Below are 19,062 nucleotides of genomic sequence, written 5' to 3'. Positions count from 1 at the left end.
TCCGCACCTAAGGGCCGCCCGGACAGCGACCCGACCCTGAAACTGTCTATATTGTCGGAGTACGTGAGGATGAAGGGCTTGCTGGCCGGTTCATGCCTGGGTGCAATTGGTTTGACCCTGACCCTGGGTCTGGCCCCCCTGAACGCCGCCCACGCGGCGCAATCGAAGGTACCGGAGGTCGATAACAGCGTCAGCCCGTGCCAGGATTTCTTCCTGCACGCCTGCGGCCCCTGGATCAAGGCCAACCCGCTGCCGCCGGAACGGTCCGTCTATGGCACCTTCCATGAGCTGGCCCAGCGCAACCAGAACACGCTGCACGCGATCCTGGAGAAGGCTGCCAAGGGCAGCGAGCCGGGCACGGCCAAGATCGGCGCCTTCTATGCCGCCTGCATGGATGAAGCCGCTGCCGACAAGGCCGGCATCGCCCCGCTGAAGCCGGTGCTGTCGCAGATCGACGCGTTGAAGGACAAGAAGCAACTGGCGGCCCTGGTGGCCGCCCTGCATCAGTCCGGCATTGATGTGCTGTTCGGCTTCGGCCCGCAGCAGAGCTTTGCCAAGGCGGAAGACACCATCGCCGCCTTCGACCAGGGCGGGCTGGGTCTGCCCGACCGTGATTATTACCTGACCGATGATGAGCGGTCGGCGACGCTGCGCGGGGCCTATGAGAAGCATGTCGCCGCCATGTTCACCCTGGCCGGCGACAAGCCGGAGGTCGCGGCCAAGAAGGCCGCTGCGGTGATGGCGTTTGAGACCCGGCTGGCCCGCGTGACGATGAGCAAGCAGGACCGCCGCGATACCCAGAAGCTGAACAATCCCACCAGCTTCAAGGCCTTCACCGGCACGACCAAAGCCATCGATTTCGCAACATATGTGCGCGATGTGAAGGCACCCGCCTTTGCCGACATGAATGTCAATGATCCGGCCTTCTTCAAGGGTCTGGATCAGGCGGTAAGCGAAACCGATCTGGCCGATCTGAAGACCTATTTCCAGTGGCACGCTCTGCGCGCCGCCGCGCCCTGGCTGTCAAAATCCTTTGTGGATGAGAATTTTGCCTTCTATGGCAAGACGCTGTCCGGGGCCCAGGAACTGCGGCCGCGCTGGAAGCGCTGCACCGATGCCGCCGACAACGCGCTGGGTGAAGATCTGGGTAAGCATTATGTGGAAACGGCCTTCGGCCCGGAACACAAGAAGCGCATGTTGGTGATGCTGGATGATCTGCGCGCCGCCTATGCCGCCGACATCAAGGAACTGGACTGGATGGGGGCGGAGACCAAGACCAAGGCGCTGGAAAAGCTGGCCGCCATGGAACAGAAGATCGGCTATCCGGAAAAATGGCGCGATTACACCGCCCTGACCGTGAAGAAGGACGATCTGCTGGGCAACCAGTTCCGCTCAGCCGGGTTTGAGAATGCCTATCACCTGTCCAAGATCGGCAAGAAGGTGGACAAGAACGAATGGTTCATGACCCCGCCGACGGTGAATGCCTATTACGATCCCAGCCAGAACAATATCAACTTCCCGGCCGGCATCCTGCAGCCGCCCTTCTTCGATTTCCAGGCCGATGATGGGTTGAATTACGGCGCCATCGGTGCCGTGATCGGGCATGAAATGACCCATGGTTTCGATGATGAAGGCCGTGGCTTTGATGCCAAGGGCAATCTGAAGGATTGGTGGACCGCCGACGACGCCAAGAAATTCGAAGCCAAGGCCCAGTGTCTGGTGGATCAGTACGGCTCCTATCAGGTGGCCGGTGACACCAACCAGAATGGCAAGCTGACGCTCGGTGAGAACACGGCCGATAATGGCGGGCTGCGGCTGGCCCTGATGGCGCTGAAGCAGCGCGTCGGCGGCGACAAGGCCCTGACCACCAAGGGGGCCGATGGTTACACGCCGGAACAGAAGCTGTTCTATGGCTGGGCCAGCGTCTGGTGTTCGTCGGCCCGGCCGGAAGCCGAACGTCTGCGCGCCAAGACCGACCCGCATTCGGCCCCGCGCCACCGCGTGAATGGCACTGTCGGTAACATGGCGGAATTCGCCCAGGCCTTTAACTGCAAGCCGACGGACCCGATGGTGCGCGGCGACAAGGCTTGCAAGGTCTGGTAAGCCCAAATCCCGGTGCGGCCAATCGTCCCATTTGGAACGGTTGGCCGCGCTTGGGGATACCAGTTACCAATCCGTTACAAAAAGCACTTAGCTTTTACAGCCCGGCTTCGTGCTAATCTGCGCCCACGCTAAAAAGCCCGAAAAACGGGCATCCATACGCGTACCATCCAGCATCGGCGACCGTCGGGGTTTACATGAAGCTGAAAGGCTTGCGGGGCACGTCCCAATTGGGGGCGATCGGTTTGGCATTGTTGGTGGGCCTGACGGCCTGCACATCGAAACCAACCCGGGTGGCGGAAGCGCCGGCACCCGCCAAGCCGCAGCCACCAGCCCCCGGTCTGCCGGTGCTGGACCCTACTGTCTCCCCTTGCGATAATTTCTATCTGCACGCCTGCGGCGTCTGGATGAAGGAAAACCCGATCCCGGCGGATCAATCGCGCTGGGGCACCTTCCAGCGGCTGGCGGATCAGAATCAGGGCGTGCTGCGCACCATCCTGGACGATGCCGTCGCCAACCCGAAGCCGGAAACGGCGAAGATCGCCGCCTTCTATGCCGCCTGCATGGATGAGGCGGCGGTGGAGGCCAAGGGGCTGGCCCCCTTGCAGCCGACGCTGAGCCGGATTGACGCGCTGCGCGACAAAGAGCAGCTGGGCGCCCTGGTGGGCACGCTGCATGACCAGGGCATTGGGGCTTTTTTCAGCTTCAGCCGGATGCAGAAATTCAGCGACGCGGTGCAGACCATCGCCGTCGCCGACCAAGGCGGGCTGGGCCTGCCCGACCGGGATTTCTATTTCAAGGATGACGCCAAATCCAAGGAACAGCGGGCCGCCTATCTGGCGCATGTCACCCGCATGTTCACCCTGGCCGGTGATGCACCGGCCACCGCCGCCGCCCGCGCCAATATCGTGATGGTGCTGGAAACCAAGCTGGCGGATGCGTCGATGACGCGGGTGGAACGGCGCGACCCCAACAAGCGCAACAACCCCACCACCTTCAAGGCCTTCGCCAAAAAGCATGAAGGGTTTGACTGGGCGGCCTATGTGAAGGCCAGCGGCGCGCCGGCCTTCACCGACATGAATGTCGGCAATCCAGGCTTCTTCAAGTCGCTGGAACAGGTGCTGAAAAGCACGCCGCTGGATGAGCTGAAGACCTATCTGCGCTGGCAGACCCTGCGCGCTGCGGCCCCCTGGCTGCCCAAGGCGGTGGCGGAAGAGAATTTTGATTTCTATGGCCGCACCCTGTCCGGCACCAAGGAACAGCGCCCGCGCTGGAAGCGCTGTGTCGCTGCCACCGACAGCGCGCTGGGTGAGGATCTGGGCAAGTATTTCGTCGCCAAGACCTTCGGGCCGCAGCACAAGGCCCGGATGCAGGGCATGGTGAATGACCTGCTGGGCGCCTTCAACGACCGGTTCGGCGCGCTGGACTGGATGGGTGCGGAAACCCAGGTGAAGGCACGGGAAAAGCTGGGCGCCATTGCCACCAAGATCGGCTATCCGGAAAAATGGCAGGATTATACCGCCCTGACTGTCACGTCGGATGATCTGCTGGGCAATGTGTTCCGCGCCGCTGCCTTTGACCGGCGCGACAGCCTGTCCCATATCGGCAAGCCGCGCGATCCCAGCGAATGGGGCATGACGCCGCCGACGGTGAACGCCTATTACTCCCCGCAGCAGAACAATATCAATTTCCCGGCCGGCATCCTCCAGCCGCCCTTCTTCGATTTCTCCGCCGATGACGCCTATAATTACGGCGCCATTGGTGCGGTGATCGGCCATGAAATCACCCATGGTTTCGATGATCAGGGCCGCAAATATGCCGGCGACGGCAACCTGTCCAACTGGTGGACAGAGGATGACGGCAAGAAGTTTGAGGAAAAGGCCCAGTGCCTGGTCGACCAATATGGCGGTTACACCGCTGTTGAAGGCGTGAACCTGAACGGCAAGCAGACGCTGGGCGAAAACACGGCCGATAATGGCGGCCTGTCCATCGCCCTGGCTGCCCTGAAGAAACATCTGGGCCCGAAGGTATCGGAAAAGATCGGCGGGCTGACGGCGGAGCAGCGGGCCTTTTATGGCTGGGCCCATATCTGGTGCTCGCAGAGCCGGCCGGAGGCGCGGCGCCTGCAGGCGCTGACCGACCCGCATTCCCTGCCGGAATTCCGTGTCAATGGCACGGTGTCCAACATGAAGGAATTTGCAGCCGCCTTTAACTGCAAGCCGACGGACCCGATGGTCCGCGGCGACAAGGCCTGCAAGGTCTGGTAAAAAACAAGGGCCGGCGTGGAAAGCGCCGGCCCTTTTCTTTTTCGGATCGGGCCTATGCCGAACCAAGCCGCCGCCCTGCTGCCGCCGATCCGGCTTTCCACCGAAGCCGATATTCCGGAAATCCACCGCGTCTGGCGCGCCTCGGTCCATGCGACCCACGGCTTCATCAGCCCCACAGACCTGGATTTCTACGAACAGCTGCTGTGCACGCTCTATCTGCCCACCGCCAGGGTCTGGCTGGCCACAGACGCGTCGGGGCAGATCATGGGCTTTATCGGGTTCGGCGGGCCGAAGATCGACTGCCTGTTCGTTGATCCGGCCTTCCATCGCCGGGGTGTGGGGCAACGGCTGATCGCCCACGCCGCCAGCCTGCAGCCGAATCTGCTGGTGGATGTGAACGAACAGAATCCGGGGGCCATTGCCTTCTATGTGGCGCAGGGCTTCCGCTATGTGGGGCGCACCGACCTGGACCATTGCGGCAAGCCCTATCCGCTGGTCTATCTGGCCCGGTTCTGAAACCGAGACAAAAGCGGCGGAGTCCCCGAAAAAAGATGGGCGCCCAGGGTTGCCCCTGGACGCCCACAAGGTCGGCCGCCGCGAAATGACCGGAGAAACGGCGGCCGTGAGGACTGAAAACGGGTAAAACTGGATCAGGCGGCGGGCTTCAGCGAAGCCGCCTCGCGCGCCAGGGCTTCAATCCCTGCCCAATCGCCGGCGGCGACCAACTTGGCAGGGGTGACCCAGGAACCGCCTACGCACATCACGTTCGGCAAGGCCAGGAAATCCTTGGCATTGGTGGCATTCACCCCGCCCGTCGGGCAGAAACGGATCTGCGACAGGGGCGAACCAATCGCCTTCAGCATGTCGATCCCGCCCACCACCGTGGCCGGGAACAGCTTCTGATGGCGGATGCCACGGGCCAGCAGGGCCATCATTTCCGACGGGGTGGCGACGCCGGGCAGATAGGGGATGCCGCTATCCTGCACGGCCGTCACCAGCTCCGGATAGGTGCCGGGGCTGACGATGAACTTGGCGCCGGCCTTGGCCACGGCATCCACCTGCGAGGGCTGCACCACCGTGCCGGCACCGACCACCGCACCCGGCACTTCCGCCATGGCCGCCAGCGCGTCCAGCGCCACGGGGGAGCGCAGGGTGACTTCCAGCACCGGCAACCCGCCAGCCACCAGCGCCTTGGCCAGCGGCACGGCATCTTCCAGCCGGTCGATGATGATGACCGGAACGACGGGGGCAAGGCTGCAGATATGGGCGATATCGGTGGTCATTGAGGCTTTATCCAACTGCGTAGAGGTTATACCGGGTTGGCGGTGAAGCAGCTGCCGCCCTGTTCCGCCCCCGTGGCCACGCCACGGAAGGCACCGAACAGATTGCGGCCCATGCCCCATTCATTGCCGGACAGGTCGGGCACCACCACATCGCGGGCGGCAAATTCAGCGGCATCCACCAGCACGTCCAGCGTGCCGGCCTCGGCATCCAGGCGGATAATGTCGCCGTCGCGCACACGGGCCAGCGGGCCACCGGCCAGACATTCCGGGGTGACATGGATGGCCGCCGGCACCTTGCCGGAGGCGCCGGACATGCGGCCATCGGTGACCAGCGCCACCTTGAAACCCTTGTCCTGCAAAATGCCCAGCGAGGGGGTCAGCTTGTGCAGTTCCGGCATCCCGTTGGCGCGCGGCCCCTGATAACGGACCACCACCACCACGTCGCCGGTCAGCTTGCCAGCCTTGAAGGCGGCCAGCATGTCATCCTGGCCATCGAACACCAGGGCCGGCGCCTCAACGATGCGATGTTCCGGCTTCACCGCCGAAACCTTGATGACGCAGCGGCCGAGATTGCCGGTCAGCAGGCGGATACCACCCGTGGCATCAAAGGCATCAGCCACCGGCCGCAGCACCTTGGTATCGGCGGAAACCTTCACGCCCGGGCGCCACGTGGCCGCCCCGTAATTATCCAGGAACGCCTCCTGGCGATAAGCATCCAGGCCACCCTCACCCGCCACGGTCTTCACATCGCCATGCAGCAAGCCATTATCCAGCAGTTCGGAGATCACGAACTGCATCCCGCCGGCGGCGTGGAAATGGTTCACATCGGCCACGCCGTTGGGATAGACGCGGGACAGCAGCGGCACAACGGCGGACAGGTCGTTGAAATCCTGCCAGTCGATGGTGATGCCGGCAGCAGCGGCCATCGCCACCAGATGGATGGTGTGGTTGGTCGATCCGCCGGTAGCCATCAGGCCGATCATGGCATTGACGATGGCTTTCTCGTCAATGATGTCGGCCAGCGGCGTGTAATCATCGCCCAGCGCCGTGATCTTCGCCGCGCGTTCAGCGGCGGCGATGGTCAGCGCATCGCGCAAGGGCGTGTTGGGATGGATGAAGCTGGAGCCGGGCAGATGCAGCCCCATGATCTCCATCATCATCTGGTTGGAATTGGCCGTACCATAGAAGGTGCAGGTGCCGGGCCCGTGATAGCTCTGCGACTCCGCCTCCAGCAGCGCGTCGCGGCCGACCTTGCCCTCAGCGTACAACTGGCGAACCTTGGCCTTTTCCGGGTTGGACAGGCCAGACGTCATCGGCCCGGCCGGCACGAAGACCGCCGGCAGATGGCCAAAGGCCAGCGCGCCGATGAACAGGCCCGGCACGATCTTGTCGCAGACACCCAGATAGAGCGCGCCGTCGAACATATTGTGCGACAGGGCGATGGCCGTCGACATGGCGATGACATCGCGGGAGAACAGGGACAGTTCCATCCCCGCCTGACCCTGGGTCACGCCATCGCACATGGCCGGCACGCCACCGGCGAACTGGGCCACCGCGCCAGCCTTGCGCACCGCCTCCTTGATCAGGGCCGGATAGCGTTCCAGCGGCTGATGCGCCGACAGCATGTCATTATAGGCCGAGACGATGGCCAGGTTCGGCTCCGTCCCGGACTTCAGCTTGGCCTTGTCGTCGGCGGCACAGGCGGCGAAACCATGGGCCAGATTGCCACAGGCCAGCGTGCCGCGGCGCGGGCCGCGCTGCTGGGCAGCGCGCACCTGCGCCAGATAGGCGGCACGGCCGGCGGCACTGCGCTCGACGATACGGTCGGTGACGCGGCGGATGGCATCAATGGTCATGACGGAACTCTCCCCACCCCGGGGACATGGTCAGGTCAGGCAACCCCGCGGGGGTTCAGGGCGCCCACCAGATGGAAACCGGCACCAGATCCTGGTGCAGCACGGAACGCACGGGCAAAGCCTCCACCGGACCCGGCTCCAGCGCCTGATCCAGCACGCGGCGCTTGGCATCGCCGGTGATCAGCAGGGCGATGGCGCGGCTGTCCAGCAGGGCCGGACGGGTCAGCGTTATGCGGGCAGGGCCGGGAATGGCCGGCACCACGCCAGCCACAGCCAGCCCGCCAGCACCGCTCAACGCCTGTTCCAGCCCCTCGCCACCGGGGAAGAAGCTGGCCGTGTGCCCATCTTCCCCCATGCCCAGCAGCACCAGATCGAAGGGGCAGGCCAGCGTGGCCACCCGTTCATTGGTCGCTTCCAGCCCATCGGCCACGCTGGCACCGGGGCTTTTCAGCCCCACCAGCCGGGCACCCCTGGCCAACGCATTGGCCAGGGTGCGGCGAACCATCGCCTCATTGCTGGCGGGATCGTCCAAATCCACCCAGCGTTCATCCGACAGCGTCAGGCTTACCTTGTCCCAGGGCAGGTCCATCTGGTCCAGCACACGGAACAGGTCGGCCGGCGTGGTGCCGCCGGACAGCACCAGCGTGGCCACACCACGCGCTGCCACCGCCTGGGTGATCACACCGGCCAGATGATCGGCCAGTGCCGCCACCAGGGCGGGACGGGCATCAAAGCCCTTCAGTTCATTAGAATTCGGCATCGTGCCACCGACGGTTATCGCGGGCCAGCAGCATGGCGGAGCTGATCGGGCCCCAGCTGCCAGCGGAATAGGGTTCGGGGCGCTGTTCGGCATCGTCCCACCCCTTCAGGATGGTATCGATCCAGGCCCAGGCGGCATCCACCTCATCCCGGCGCATGAATAAAGACGGGTTGCCCCGCACCGTATCCATCAGCAGCCGTTCATACGCATCGGGATAGCGATCCTTGAACGTTTCCGCGTAGGAAAGGTTCAGCGGCACCGAACGCAGGCGCAGGCCGCCGGGGCCCGGCACCTTGGTCATGATGGACAGGTTCACGCCCTCATCGGGCTGCAGGCGGATGACCAGCTTGTTGGCCGTCAGCTCGCCGGCACCCTTGCCGAAGACATTGTGCGGGATGGATTTGAACTGGATGATGATTTCAGAGCAGCGCGTCGGCATCCGCTTGCCGGTGCGCAGGTAAAACGGCACCCCGCCCCAGCGCCAATTATCGATCTCCGCCTTGATGGCGACCAGGGTTTCGGTGTTGCTGTTGCCGTGGCCCAGCTCCTCCGGATAGCCCGGCACGGCCTTGCCGTCGATGACACCCTGGCGATACTGGCCGCGCACCGTCTTGGTCTTCACATCCTGCGCCGTGATCGGCCGCAGGGCGCGGAGAACCTTGATCTTCTCGTTGCGGATCATGTCTTCCGTCAGGGACGAGGGCGGCTCCATCGCCACCAGACAGACCAGCTGCAGGAAATGGTTCTGCACCATGTCACGCAGGGCGCCGGCACGATCGTAATAGTCGGCGCGACCTTCCACGCCGACCTTTTCCGCCACCGTAATCTGCACATGGTCGATATAGCCGGCGTTCCACAGCGGCTCAAACAGGGCATTACCGAAGCGCAGCACCATCAGGTTCTGCACCGATTCCTTGCCCAGATAATGGTCGATGCGGAAAATCTGGTCTTCGCGGAAAATCGCGCCGACCTCATCATTGATGGCATTGGCCGAGGCGCGATCCTTGCCGATCGGCTTTTCCAGCACCACGCGGGTGCGCGGGCAGATCAGCCCGGCTTCCTTGATATTGCGGCAGATGGCACCGAACAGGGCCGGCGAGGTGGCGAGATAGAAGACGCGCGCCTTCTCCCCGCCATCCTTCAGTGCGTCCGCCAGATCATTCCACCCGCCACCCGCCTTGGTGGCGTCCAGCGTCACATAGGTGATGCGGTTCAAGAACCGGTGCAGCACCTCTGCATCAATATCTTCGACCGGGATGAACTTGTCCAAGGCGGCAGCGATCTGCTGGCGGAACGGTTCGGTCCCCTGATCGGTGCGCGAGACGCCGATGATGCGGCTGTCATCGGTCATCTGGTGATCGCGTTCCCGGTAATAGAGCGCGGGCATCAGCTTACGCAGGGCCAGATCACCCGTGCCACCGAACACGACATAGTCGAAGGGGGGAACCTGCAGAATTTCAGCCATCATACCCTGCGTCCGCATACCGGATTGATTATAGGCTGCGGTAACCGCCCCATCAGCGCGGGCACCCCAACCTTTTCGTCGGCGAATGTAGCAGAATTACAAAACGACACAAGAGGCAGTTACCCACATTGTGACATGTCCGCGTCAGCCTCTGGCGCTGCCGGGTAGAGAAGTTGCGATCTTGCTGCGATGCAGCGTAACTTTACTACGCTTTAGCCCCTTTGGCCCCGGCAGGAAAGCCCATCCTGCGGAACAGGGGAGCCTTTCCGTTACCAACGCAAAGGGGTGCTTGCCAAAAGGCGGGGGATTTCGTGTAATTCCCTTACAGGCGTTACCGAACAGGCAAACGCACAGGAAATGGACATCCAGCCGCCCTGGGGGATCGTGCCCCCCACCGGGCGGCGTCCGAATGGTTGGGGAGTGTACCGGCAGTGCTGGAACGTATTCGGGCCATGCAGGCGGGGTTACGGCGATCAGAACAGAAGATTGCCGAGGTGGTGTTGAAGCGCCCCCATTCCGTGGTCAATGCCTCGGTGGCGGAGGTGGCGCGCGAGGCGCAGGTGAGCCAGCCGACAGTGGTACGCTTCTGCCGCTCCATCGGCTGTGGCGGCTTTCAGGATTTCAAGCTGCGGCTGGCCCAGGATCTCGCCACCGGCACGCCCTATGTGCATGAGGAGGTGCGGCCCGATGATGCGGTAGTGGATATCGCCGCCAAGGTGCTGAACCGCTCCATCGCCTCGCTGACCCGCGTGCGCAACCACACCAATGCCGAGGCGCTGGATGCGGCCGTGACCATCCTGGCGGAGGCGTCGCGGCTGGAATTCTACGGCTTCGGTGCGTCCGGCATCGTGGCGGCCGATGCGCAGAACAAGTTCTTCCGACTGGGCATTCCCTGCGTGGCCTATACGGATTTCCATGTCCAGGCCATGTCGGCCACCCTGCTGGGACCGACGGCGGCCGCTCTGGTCATTTCCCATACCGGACGGACGCGGGAATTGCTGCGGTCGGTCGATCTGGCGCTGGATAGCGGGGCCAAGGTGGTGGCGCTGACCAGCGGCGGCTCCCCGCTGGCGGAACGGGCCAGCGTCGCCCTGCTGGTGGATGTGGTGGAAGATACCAGCATCTATACGCCCATGGTCAGCCGGCTGGCCCATCTGGCCATGCTGGATGTGCTGCAAGTGGCCGTGGCACTGCGGCGCGGGGTCAATCTGGCGGAAAGCCTGGCGCGCTCCAAACGGCCCATCCGTGAACGCCGACTGGTGCAACGCGGCTGAAAAGGCGCATCCTTTCCAGGCCGGCCGCGTTATAAAGCCCATCGCCCCCAACCGAATACCAATAAGGACCGCCGATGTCCCTGGCCCCCTCCCCCGCCATCATCGACTCGGTCATTCAGGCCAGGTGCGCGGATATTTTCGCCGTGCTGGGGCCGCATCTGCTGGCCGATGATTCCGGCCGCGCCCGCTTGACCGTGTTCCGCCCGGATGTGGATCAGGTGGTGGTGATCGGGTCGGATGGGGTTGAACGCGCCACGCTGGAGCGGATCGAGCCGGCGGGCCTGTTCAGCGCCGACCTGCCGGCGGCGATGCTGGAAGGCTATCGCCTGCGCCTGCACCGGCTGGAATCGGTATGGGAGATTGATGACCCCTACCGTTTCCCGCCCGTGCTGGGGGAGATGGATCGGTATCTGATCGGTGAAGGGCGGCATTGGCGGCTGTATGACCGGCTAGGCGCCCATCCTGATCAGGTGGAAGGGGTGGCGGGTGTGCGTTTTGCCGTCTGGGCCCCCAATGCCCAGCGGGCTTCCGTCGTGGGTGATTTCAACAATTGGGACGGGCGCATCCATATGATGCGCAAACATCCCGGCATCGGGGTGTGGGAAATCTTCATCCCCGGCGTAGCCGCCGGTGCCGCCTATAAATATGAATTCCTCTCCGCCGATGGCACCCTGCTGCCGCTGAAGGCCGATCCGTTTGCCCTGGCGGCTGAGTTCCGGCCCAGCACCGCCTCCCTGGTTTCAGCCCCGCTGGCGGAGGGCTGGCAGGATCATGACTGGCTGGCCAAGCGCAAGGAACGCAATGCCCGCACCGCGCCCATGTCCATCTATGAGGTGCATCTGGGTTCCTGGCGGCGCGGGGCCGATGGCGGTTTCCCGACATATCGGGAACTGGCGGAAAAGCTGGTGCCCTATGTCAAAGACATGGGCTTCACCCATATTGAGGTGATGCCCGTGCATGAACATCCGTTCGATGGCTCCTGGGGCTATCAGGCACTGGGGCTTTATGCCCCCACCGCGCGTTTCGGCAGCCCGGTGGATTTCCAGTTCTTTGTCGATGCCTGCCATCAGGCCGGGATCGGGCTGATCATCGATTGGGTGCCGGGGCACTTCCCCACCGATGCGCATGGGCTCTATCAGTTCGACGGCACGCATCTTTACGACCATGCCGACCCGCGCCAGGGCTATCACCCGGATTGGAACACGGCGATCTATAATTTCGGCCGGAACGAGGTGACGAATTTCCTGATCGCCAATGCCCTGTTCTGGCTGCGCCGATACCATGTCGATGGCTTGCGGGTGGATGCCGTCGCCTCCATGCTGTACCTGGATTACAGCCGCAAGGAAGGCGAATGGATTCCCAACCGCTATGGCGGGCGGGAGAATCTGGAGGCCATTGATTTCATGCGCCGCATGAATGAACTGGTCTATGGCGAGGATGAGGGCCAGGGCGGCGGGGCCATCACCATTGCAGAGGAATCCACCGCCTGGCCCGGCGTGTCCCGCCCCGCCTATGTCGGCGGGCTGGGCTTTGGCTATAAATGGAACATGGGCTGGATGCATGACACGCTGCGCTATATGGCGCGCGACCCGATCCACCGCCGCTTCCACCATAATGACCTGACCTTCGGCCTGCTCTACGCCTTCTCCGAAAATTTCATTCTGCCGCTCTCCCATGATGAGGTGGTGCATGGCAAGGGCTCCCTGCTGGGGCGGATGCCGGGGGATGACTGGCAGAAATTCGCCAATCTGCGCGCCTATTTCGCCTTCATGTGGACCCATCCGGGCAAGAAACTGCTGTTCATGGGTGGGGAGTTCGGGCAGCGGCGCGAATGGAACCATGATGCGGAACTGGACTGGTTCCTGCTGGATGATGCCGCGACCGGCCATTGGCACCGGGGCCTGCGCGATCTGGTGCGCGACCTGAACCATCTCTACCGCGACACCCCCGCCCTGCATGAGCGCGATTGCGAGCCGGAAGGCTTCCGCTGGATCAAGGGGGCGGCCTCGGATGAGTCCATCCTGGTCTATAGCCGCCATGGTGCCGCCCCGGACCGGGCGGCGGTGACGGTGGCCAGCTTCACGCCCCTGGTGCGGGAGGAATACCGCATCGGCCTGCCCTTCCCCGGCCATTGGCGGGAAGCGCTGAACAGCGATGCCGAATGCTATGGTGGCAGCAATATCGGCAATGGCGGCGGCGTGCTGGCGGAGTCGGTGCCGTGGGACGGGCAGCCCTATAGTGCGGAAATCACCGTGCCGCCGCTGGCGACGTTGGTGTTGGTGCGGGGGTGAGTTTGCTTATCCCCCTCCGTCACCCCGGCGAAGGCCGGGGTCCAGACTCAAAGGGCGCATCGCTCTCCGAAACTGGACCCCGGCCTTCGCCGGGGTGACGGTTGAAGGAGAGCCCCCCTCACTCCGCCGCCGCCAGGAACCCGCCTGACTGGCGGTGCCAGAGCTGGGCGTAGCGGCCGCCCAGCGCCAGCAGTTCGGCGTGGCTGCCCTGTTCCACCACCTGACCGCCTTCCAGATAAAGGATGCGGTCCATCTCGGTGATGGTGGAAAGCCGGTGGGCGATGGCGATCACCGTGCGGCCTTCCATCAGGGTCCAGAGTGCCTCCTGGATCAGATGCTCGGACTCGCTGTCCAGCGCGCTGGTCGCCTCATCCAGGATCAGGATGGGGCTGTCCTTCAGCAAGGCACGGGCGATGGCGACACGCTGGCGCTCCCCGCCCGACAGTTTCACCCCCTGTTCCCCCACGATCGTGTCATAGCCGGTGGAACGCCTGGCAATGAACTCATGCGCATGGGCCTTGCGGGCGGCTTCCTCCACCTCCTGCTGGCTGGCACCGGGGCGGCCATAGGCGATGTTTTCCCCGATGGTGCGGTGGAAGACACCCGGCTGCTGCGGCACCTCGGCAATCGACTCATTCAGGCTTTCCCGCGCCACATGGGCGATATCCTGCCCGTCGATCAGCACCCGGCCATATTGCGGGTCGAACTGACGACGGATCAGCTTGACCAGCGTGCTTTTGCCGGCACCGGAGCGGCCGACCAGCCCCACCTTTTCCCCCGGACGGATGGAAAGGTTCAGCCCGTCAAACACCTTGGTGCCGTCGGGGAAGCTGAAATGGATTTCCCGCAGTTCAATCCCCCCCGCCAGCACCCGCAGGGCCGGGGCCCCCGGCACATCGGTGATCTCATGCGGGGCCGACACCAGATCCAGCGCTTCCGACAGTGTGCCCAATTCTTCAAAGAAGTTCAGCATCCGGTCGGACAGATGCCAGACCGTATTGGAAATCTGGAAGGCCAGCGTGAAGACCAGGGTGAATTCACCAACCGTCATCGCGCCTTGCAAGGTGCGGGCAATGGCCACCCAGACCAGCACCCCCAGCAGCCCCATGATGGACAACATCTGGAAGACGCGCATCACCACCAGGAACCAGCGCAGCCGGCGGGAGCGGAATCGCTCGGCATTCAGGTAATGGCCCAGGAAAGAGCGTTCGAACGCCGTGCGGGCGAACCCCCGGATCAGGTCGGCGTTGGTGACCGCATCGATGATGCGGCCGGAACTGGTGGAAACCGCATCGCTCATCGCCTCCGACAGGCGGAAGCAGTGACGCGACAGCCAGAAGGAGACGGCGACATAGAGCACCATCCACCCCGCCAGCACGGCGGAAAACAGGGGCGATGCCGTCCAGAGCAGGCCCAGCGCCACCACCAGCAGCACAATGACCCGCAGCACATCCCACATCAGGATTTCCACCAGGGACAGCACGGCATTGGCGCCCTGCTTGATCTTCTGGCCCAGCTTGCCGGCGAAGTTATCCTGGAAATAGCGCGGGCTGTGGCCCAGCAGCCAGCCGAACATCCGCTTCTGCGCCAGGGCCCGGATGGAAGGCGAGGTATAGATATCGACGATCTGATAGACGCGATACATGCCCATGCTGCCCAGCCAGATACCAAGCAGCACCAGGAACCAGCCGCCCACACCCAGCCCATGCACACCCGTTGCCGGGTCGCCGCCGGTGGCCGCCGTCAGCGCATCCACCACTGCCTTCAGGGCATAGGGCTCAAACGCCTCAATCCCCTGGCCGATGCAGACGGCCAGGGCCAACAGCAGCACGCGGCCGCGAAATTTCTCCCGCAGCAGGCCGATGGCAAAGGCAAAGGGTTTGGAAGGCAGGGGCCGGGGCGGCTCGCTATCCTCCCAGGCGAAGTCACGGTCCTGCACGGACTGATCATCAATGCGGACAGCGCGCATGGAGGCGCGCAGCAGGGCGGAAAACATGTGGGAACGACTCCAGACGCGAAATCGGATGAGCGGCACCGGGGCGGGTGGCATCAATTCATCCGATATCGGATTAGATGACGGAACGTTAAGTTTCTGTCAACCGCGAAAAAACTTGCCCCATGCATCAGGTGGTTTTGGGCATGGAAGCGCTCGCATTGTTTCAAAGGCATGACAGAACAGAGCCGGCATGACCTTTTGCGCGGCTTTCCTGTGTTCCCCGTCACATGTACACAATGTGGCTCCGCTTATTTTTCTGGAACCTTTCCCTTGAGTATCGGAATGTATCCGATAACGGGACGGGTGACGGCCTGGGCCCTTTGCCCAGTGCCAAGGGGCGGATATGGAGTTCAAGGTTAAATTCTGGGGCGTGCGCGGCACTTTCCCCTGCGCTTACGCTTCCCATCTCACCTATGGCGGCAATACCAGCTGCCTGGAGGTGACGGCCGGCGGCCAGACGCTGATCCTGGATGCGGGCACGGGTCTGCGCGCGCTGGGCAAGCGGCTGAAGCGTGATCGTGTACGCAATGCCACCTTGCTGCTGAGCCATGCGCATTGGGACCATATCAATGGTTTCCCTTTTTTCGAGGCTGGCTACTGTCAGGACTTCACCCTGAATGTCTTCGCCCGCGATCTGACCGGTTGCGAATGCATCGGCGAAGTGTTCACCAGCTGCATGGAAAAGCCGCTTTTCCCCGTGCCGCTGAAGACCATGCGCGCCAAGATCGATTTCAACAACCTCCATGCCGGCGACCGACTGGACCTCGCCCCGGGCCTGGTGGTGAAGACGGGGGAGTTGAACCATCCCGGCGGGGCCGTCGGCTACCGGATTGAGTTTGGCGGCAAGGCCTTCTGCTACATCACCGATACCGAACATGTGGCCGGCCAGATCGACCAGAATATCCTGGCCCTGATCGATGGGGCCGACATGGTGGTTTATGATGCCACCTACACGGATGAGGAATATGCCACCCGCCAGGGCTGGGGCCATTCCACCTGGAGTGAAGGCGTGAAACTGGTGAAGGAGGCGGGGGCCAAGCATCTCTGCCTGTTCCACCATGACCCCGACCATGATGATACCGCCATCGCTGCCATTGAGCGCGATGCCGCCCGCGCCTTCAGCGGTGCTTTTGCGGCCCGCGAAGGCACGGAACTGGACATGCTGAACCTGTCCCTGCCCTTTGCGGTGGCGGCGGAATAAAGGGGCTTGAGAGGGTCTTTCAAGGTGACGGCGCGGGGCAAAACCCGCGCCGTTTTGCTGATCCCCCGCCCCGCCCATGGCGCAGGGCTGCCATCCGGGGGAGATGCCGTGCTTGCTTTAGCGAACGATTTCAAAGATTGAGGCGCGGAACCCAGATCGAACCCCATACATTGGTTCCGCAACCATGCAAAAACCCCAACGCCTTTACGCCCGTATTGCGTCGATGACCGCCCTGGTGGCGCTGTCACTCACCGCCCAGCCGGGCAAGGCGCAGGAGACGCAAGCCGCCTCCCCTATTGACGAGATCATCGTCACCGCCACCCGCCGCGCCACCGCCATCCGCGACATTCCCGCCTCGGTATCCCGCGTGGACCGGGCGGATTTCGAGCCCAAGGCCACCCGTTTCATCGGGGAAGAGCTGCGCGGCCTGCCCGGCATCAATGTGCGTACCAATGACCAGGGCACCTATACGGATATCAGCATCCGTGGCGTGCCGAACCGCATCCATAACGACACGGTTGTCGTGCTGATGGATGGCGTGCCCTTCGTCACCGGCGATGACGAGGGCGATATGGAACAGCTTCCCTTTGGCGCTGTCGGCCAGGTGGAAGTGGTGCGTGGCCCCACCTCCGCGCTCTACGGCCGGGGTGCCATTGCCGGCACCATCAATTACGTCACCCGTGCGGTGACCGATGAACCGCAGGCGGCCGCCCAGGCCGGCATCGGTTCCGACGGCTGGCGGCAGGCCGCCGCCATGATCCAGCGCCCGACCGGCGATGTCGGCGCCCTGCTGTTGTCAGCGGAGTTGCAGCGTTCCGACGGTTGGCGCGAGCGTACCGGCCGGAATGAGGAGAATATCTTCGCCAAACAGCGGCTGGACCTGAATGAACGGCTGCGCCTCAACCTCACCGGCACTTACGTCAACACCAAGCAGGATCTGGCCGGCGAGCTGCCGACCGACCGGCGTGGCACCCCGATTGCCCTGCCCGGCGGGCGGGAAGGCAATTGGAACAATGACGGGGCCGGCTTCTACAAGCGCATGTGGACCAGCACCGCTGTGCTGGAGGCCGATGTCACCGACAATGTGACATCCACCACCCGCCTGCATTACCGCCACGCCAATACCCGTGCGGTACAGGGGGCGTTTCAGCGCTTCACCCCCGGCGACAGCACGGTGAATTTCAGCGGCTTCCGCGTCGATGGCAGCACCGACACCTATTTCGCCGAACAGCAGGTCGATTGGCGGATTGATGATCATTGGCGGCTGCTGGCCGGCGGTTCGGCCGAACGCATCAACGCCAATCACATTGAAAGCTGGAGCGGGGAATTCGATTTCGGTCCCCTGTTCTATATCCGCCGCCGCGATGTGGCCACGGGCAACTATATCAATCAGGGCGACTGGCTTTATAGCCGGCTGATGGATGCCCATGCCCGCAACGAAACCCAGGCCGGTTTCGCCCAGGCGGATTTCAGCTGGCAGGCCCTGACCCTGACGGCCGGTGCCCGTTATGACCGGTTCCAGCGCAAGGTCTTCTACGGTCCGTCAGGCAGCGGCTATGGCCCCGATCCGGAAGTAACCGTGAAGGACAGCGACAGCCGGCTCAGCCCCAAACTGTCGGTGCGCTGGCAGGTGGCGGAAAACGTCACCGCCTATACCACCTATGGCGAAGGGTTCAGCCCGGGTTTCGGCCCGCTCTGGTCCTTCCGCAACCGCAACACCAACCTGGCGCCGGAACTGGCCAAGAATATCGAAGCCGGTATCAAGGCCACCCTGCTGGATAACCGCCTGACCGGTACCTTAAGCGTGTATCAGTTGAAGCGCAGTGACCTGCTTCAGCTGCTGCCGGTGGGGGCGTCCGCCCGCACCATCAATTCCGGTCGCCAGCGCTCACGCGGGGTGGAGCTGGAGGCCAATGCCGATCTGCGGGATATCAATCCCGGTCTGGCACTGGCGCTCAGCTATGGTTTCACCGATGCGGTCTGGACGCAGAACGCCTTCCTGGAGCCGGACACCAACATCCCCTATGATTTCACCGGCAAGGATGTGGCCGGCGTGCCGCGCCATAGCGGCCGGGTGGAAATCAGCCAGCGGCTGGATCAGCCGGCGCTGACCCTGCGCAGCTGGGTGGATGTGTCGGGCGATTATGCTTATGACGGGGCCAACAGCCGCAAGGCCGGCGGCTATGCCCTGGTGAATGCCGCCATCACCTGGGCCCCGATGGAAGCGCTGGAACTGACCCTGACCGGGCGTAACCTGTTTGACCGCAAGGTGAACAGCGTCGTCTCCAAGAGCGATGGGCCTTACGCCTATTATCCGCAGGCCCCCCTGCAATGGATGCTGAGCGGGACGGTGAAGTTCTAGAGCCGGGTGCGTTTAAACGGAAACGCACCCGGCTCTAAGTCCTTGTTCAGCGAGCGGATTCACGCTCCAAAGCGATTCCGCTTTTCCGCGATCCGCTCTAAGGTCGATGGAAAGACCTTAAGACGCGCTTGCCGACGGGCAAGCGCGTCAATAGAGTCCGGACCATCAAGGCTGGCGGTTCACCATAACCGCCAGCCACTCCCATCG

At 63.4% G+C, this 19,062-nt stretch carries 12 protein-coding genes; 7 read left to right on the top strand and 5 right to left on the bottom strand.

The window, feature by feature from the left end; translation table 11 throughout:
* The first annotated feature begins 69 nt into the window (after positions 1-69).
* The 3 genes from PCJ49_RS09285 (at position 70) to PCJ49_RS09275 (ending at position 4,883) form a co-directional block, all read left to right on the top strand.
* Positions 70-2,103: a M13 family metallopeptidase gene (locus PCJ49_RS09285; RefSeq protein WP_269910685.1), complete on the top strand. Its 2,034-nt coding sequence runs from the start codon at positions 70-72 to the stop codon at positions 2,101-2,103.
* A 194-nt stretch (positions 2,104-2,297) separates the two neighbouring features.
* Complete coding sequence (locus PCJ49_RS09280; protein ID WP_269910684.1) at positions 2,298-4,367, top strand: M13 family metallopeptidase; 2,070 nt, start codon at positions 2,298-2,300, stop codon at positions 4,365-4,367.
* Positions 4,368-4,421: 54 nt separating this feature from the next.
* Entirely contained in the window at positions 4,422-4,883 is a 462-nt protein-coding gene (locus PCJ49_RS09275) for a GNAT family N-acetyltransferase (protein WP_269910683.1), read from the top strand.
* Positions 4,884-5,017: 134 nt separating this feature from the next.
* Here PCJ49_RS09275 and PCJ49_RS09270 read toward each other — a convergent pair whose 3' ends face one another.
* The 4 genes from PCJ49_RS09270 to zwf are packed head-to-tail and all read right to left on the bottom strand — an operon-like array spanning position 5,018 to position 9,731.
* A complete protein-coding gene (locus PCJ49_RS09270; RefSeq protein ID WP_269910682.1) occupies positions 5,018-5,650 on the bottom strand; it encodes a bifunctional 4-hydroxy-2-oxoglutarate aldolase/2-dehydro-3-deoxy-phosphogluconate aldolase in 633 nt (210 codons plus the stop codon).
* 26 nt (positions 5,651-5,676) lie between these two features.
* The gene (edd, locus tag PCJ49_RS09265) at positions 5,677-7,506 is read right to left on the bottom strand and encodes a phosphogluconate dehydratase (RefSeq protein ID WP_269910681.1); all 1,830 of its coding nucleotides are present in this window, start codon (positions 7,504-7,506) and stop codon (positions 5,677-5,679) included.
* A gap of 55 nt (positions 7,507-7,561) precedes the next feature.
* Positions 7,562-8,266: a 6-phosphogluconolactonase gene (gene pgl, locus PCJ49_RS09260; RefSeq protein ID WP_269910680.1), complete on the bottom strand. Its 705-nt coding sequence runs from the start codon at positions 8,264-8,266 to the stop codon at positions 7,562-7,564.
* Positions 8,253-9,731 carry a glucose-6-phosphate dehydrogenase gene (gene zwf / locus PCJ49_RS09255; RefSeq protein WP_269910879.1) on the bottom strand — a complete coding sequence of 493 codons (1,479 nt, stop codon included), beginning with the start codon at positions 9,729-9,731 and terminating at the stop codon, positions 8,253-8,255. The genes pgl and zwf overlap by 14 nt, the downstream gene beginning before the upstream one ends.
* A 431-nt stretch (positions 9,732-10,162) precedes the next feature.
* On the opposite strand from zwf, the gene hexR reads away from it, so the two are divergent.
* Both hexR and glgB read left to right on the top strand, forming a co-directional pair.
* A complete protein-coding gene (gene hexR / locus PCJ49_RS09250) occupies positions 10,163-11,005 on the top strand; it encodes a transcriptional regulator HexR (protein ID WP_089286502.1) in 843 nt (280 codons plus the stop codon).
* Between the two features lie 74 nt (positions 11,006-11,079).
* Positions 11,080-13,296, top strand: a complete 2,217-nt coding sequence (gene glgB, locus PCJ49_RS09245) for a 1,4-alpha-glucan branching protein GlgB (RefSeq protein ID WP_269910679.1) — start codon at positions 11,080-11,082, stop codon at positions 13,294-13,296.
* Between the two features lie 118 nt (positions 13,297-13,414).
* Here glgB and PCJ49_RS09240 read toward each other — a convergent pair whose 3' ends face one another.
* A complete protein-coding gene (locus PCJ49_RS09240) occupies positions 13,415-15,292 on the bottom strand; it encodes an ABC transporter ATP-binding protein (RefSeq protein ID WP_269910678.1) in 1,878 nt (625 codons plus the stop codon).
* Positions 15,293-15,635: 343 nt separating this feature from the next.
* Between PCJ49_RS09240 and PCJ49_RS09235 the strand changes: the two genes are divergently transcribed.
* Positions 15,636-16,493 carry an MBL fold metallo-hydrolase gene (locus tag PCJ49_RS09235; RefSeq protein WP_269910677.1) on the top strand — a complete coding sequence of 286 codons (858 nt, stop codon included), beginning with the start codon at positions 15,636-15,638 and terminating at the stop codon, positions 16,491-16,493.
* A 184-nt stretch (positions 16,494-16,677) separates the two neighbouring features.
* The gene (locus tag PCJ49_RS09230; RefSeq protein WP_269910676.1) at positions 16,678-18,855 is read left to right on the top strand and encodes a TonB-dependent receptor; all 2,178 of its coding nucleotides are present in this window, start codon (positions 16,678-16,680) and stop codon (positions 18,853-18,855) included.
* Positions 18,856-19,062: the final 207 nt, after the last annotated feature.

Source organism: Niveispirillum sp. BGYR6, from assembly GCF_027568365.1.
GTDB lineage: Bacteria > Pseudomonadota > Alphaproteobacteria > Azospirillales > Azospirillaceae > Niveispirillum.
Note: the sequence above shows the minus strand (reverse complement) of the source record. Positions and strands in the feature narration are given on the sequence as shown.